The organism is Vibrio sp. R11-SG3-ISO3-SZ, assembly GCF_059834345.1.
The window spans coordinates 1-2,324 of sequence record NZ_JCBDGX010000159.1; the positions used below are offsets into that span (position 1 = coordinate 1).

At 53.9% G+C, this 2,324-nt stretch carries 3 protein-coding genes; 1 reads left to right on the forward strand and 2 read right to left on the reverse strand.

The features are described from left to right. On the forward strand, positions 1-758 hold a 758-nt coding region (locus tag AC6R1O_RS17590; protein WP_500657507.1), incomplete at its 5' end, for a TrkH family potassium uptake protein. A gap of 23 nt (positions 759-781) precedes the next feature. Here the strand turns inward: AC6R1O_RS17590 and trhA are convergent. Then, positions 782-1,429 (reverse strand): PAQR family membrane homeostasis protein TrhA, encoded by a 648-nt coding sequence (gene trhA / locus AC6R1O_RS17595; protein WP_500633438.1) that lies wholly within the window; start codon positions 1,427-1,429, stop codon positions 782-784. 132 nt (positions 1,430-1,561) lie between these two features. Next, positions 1,562-2,323, reverse strand: coding sequence for a sporulation protein (locus AC6R1O_RS17600; protein WP_500657508.1), 762 nt, complete (start codon positions 2,321-2,323; stop codon positions 1,562-1,564). Position 2,324 lies beyond the last annotated feature (1 nt).

The following is a 2,324-nucleotide window of genomic DNA, read 5'->3' on the forward strand; positions in this document are numbered from 1 at the left end:
TCTCCCATGGCGCGCATTGGGTGGGCACACTCTTTATGTTCTTGGGCGGGTTACCGTTTTTGCTTTTTGTCTCCGCGCTGCGCAAACGCCGTTTGAATGAGCTCGCCAGTGACGCGCAAGTGCGCGGTTTCACCCTTTTGTTTCTCGCCAGCAGCGTGATCATTGCCAGTTGGTTGGTGGTGCGTGATGGCTACGCGGTGGCGGATGCGCTGCGAGTCTCCATGTTTAACATCGTCTCGGTGGTCACCACCACCGGGTTCGGCTTAGAAGATTTCACCGCCTGGGGCGCGCTGCCGACCACCTTGTTTGCCTTCTTAATGATGGCGGGCGCCTGCTCGGGTTCCACCTCTGGCGGCATCAAGATCTTCCGTTTTCAAATCGCCATTACGCTGCTCAATAAGCAGATGATGAAACTGATTCACCCATCTGGGGTCTTCGTCCAGCGCTACAATCAGCGCCCAGTCAACGATGATATTGTGCGCTCAGTGGTGGCGTTTGGTTTGATGTTCTTCATCACCATTATTTTCATTGCAGGTTGCTTAAGTGCACTCGGCCTTGACCCTATCACCAGCATTTCTGGTGCGATTACCGCAGTCGCCAACGTCGGCCCGGGCATGGGCAGTGTCATCGGCCCCACCGGCAATTTCGCTCCCCTGCCCGACACCGCCAAGTGGTTACTCAGTTTTGGGATGCTGATGGGGCGACTAGAAATTCTCACCTTGCTCGTGTTGTTCTTCCCCGCCTTTTGGCGCCGATAGGCACTCGGCCTTCCTCTGTGGGCTTATCGGACCGGTAGCTGATAAATGGCAAAGAAGTGACAGGCGCAACCCGCCAAAACAAACAGGTGCCAAATGGCGTGGTTGTAGGGAATACGCTTCGCGACATAAAACACCACGCCCAGTGAGTAGACCACGCCACCAATCGCCAGCAGCATCAAGCTTTCCAGCGGTAAGGTCATCGCCAGTTGATAAATCACCACCAGCGACAGCCACCCCATCAATAAATAGGTCACCAGTGAGAGGCGTTTGAAGCGATAAACGAACGCCACTTTCATCACGATACCCACCAAGGCAATCAGCCAGATCACCACCATCAAACCGATCGCGAGCGGCGTTCTGAGCGCAATCAATAAAAATGGCGTGTAACTGCCGGCAATCAGCAAGTAAATGGCGCAGTGATCGAAGGTTTTCAGTGCCCGTTTGGCACGCGGCACATCAATGGCATGATAGAGGGTCGACGCCAAAAACAGCAGTATCATGCTGGCACCGTACAGGCTATAGCTGACCCATGACAAGGCATCCGCCTGTTGCTCGAAGGCGCGCAGCAGCAAGGCCAACAGCCCGACCACACTGAGCAATAAACCCAGACCGTGGCTGAGCATATTGGCTCGCTCTTCTTCTCGGCTGTAAGAGGATAAAAGCGTCGACATAGGCATCACTCTGGAGCATTAGAATAAACACTCCAGAGTATGCCATGTTCAGCTTACAAGTGTAAGCTTAAATTAGATAAGGTTGCTGATGCGGCTCACTGTCGATTTCGCGCCCAAGCACAAATATGAGCCTCAAGAATGCGCATCGAGGTAGTTCAGTACCTGCTCGCCCGCCTCTTCTGCGGGGGTACTGAGCGGAATGGAAAGCTGGCGTTTCAACTGCCCCATACCCAGCAGACTCGCGAGCATCCCTTTTGCCCCTTCACGGTGGCGATCAATTTCAAACCACATTTGCAGTTCGTCTTCACTGCGATACGCCACCACTTCTAACTCTCGCCAACGACCATGAAACGGCCCTGTGGTCGGCACAAACTCAAACTCCTGTACAAAAGGCAGAGCAAAGCCATCCACCGCTTCACACTCCACCTGACGAATACGCAGCCCCTGCGCTTCTAACGCACTAAAGATGCCATCAAGCAAAGGATCGGGGCGCACCGTCAAAATGTCTTTGTCGGTCGGATCTTTGGCCATCGCAATGTCGAGGCCAGTCTCAAGCCACACCTTGGAGTCACCAATGGTGACCGGCGTATTCCACGGCACATCCAACTCCACTTCGAAATCGCGCGTCTCACCAGGCTCAATCGTAAACGCGTAAGGCAGCGTCCACGTCGCCAGTGTATAACTGGTGGGCACGCGGCGCATTCGACCGGCGTTGTGATCACTTTTATGGTGATTGTCCGGCACTTCTTTGATGTAACGGCAGTAGAGTTTGAGTTCGATGTTGTCTATCTCTTGCGCACTCGAACCGCCATAGACATGAATGGTGACGTTCACCTTCTGCCCCGGGTATAACACCTCTTGGCGCAGCACTGAATCCACTTTGGCACTTCCAATA

Bases quoted from the DNA above. Each gene is read 5' to 3' on its own strand.
- trhA (WP_500633438.1), bottom strand. From the start codon at position 1,429: ATGTCGACGCTTTTATCCTCTTACAGCCGAGAAGAAGAGCGAGCCAAT.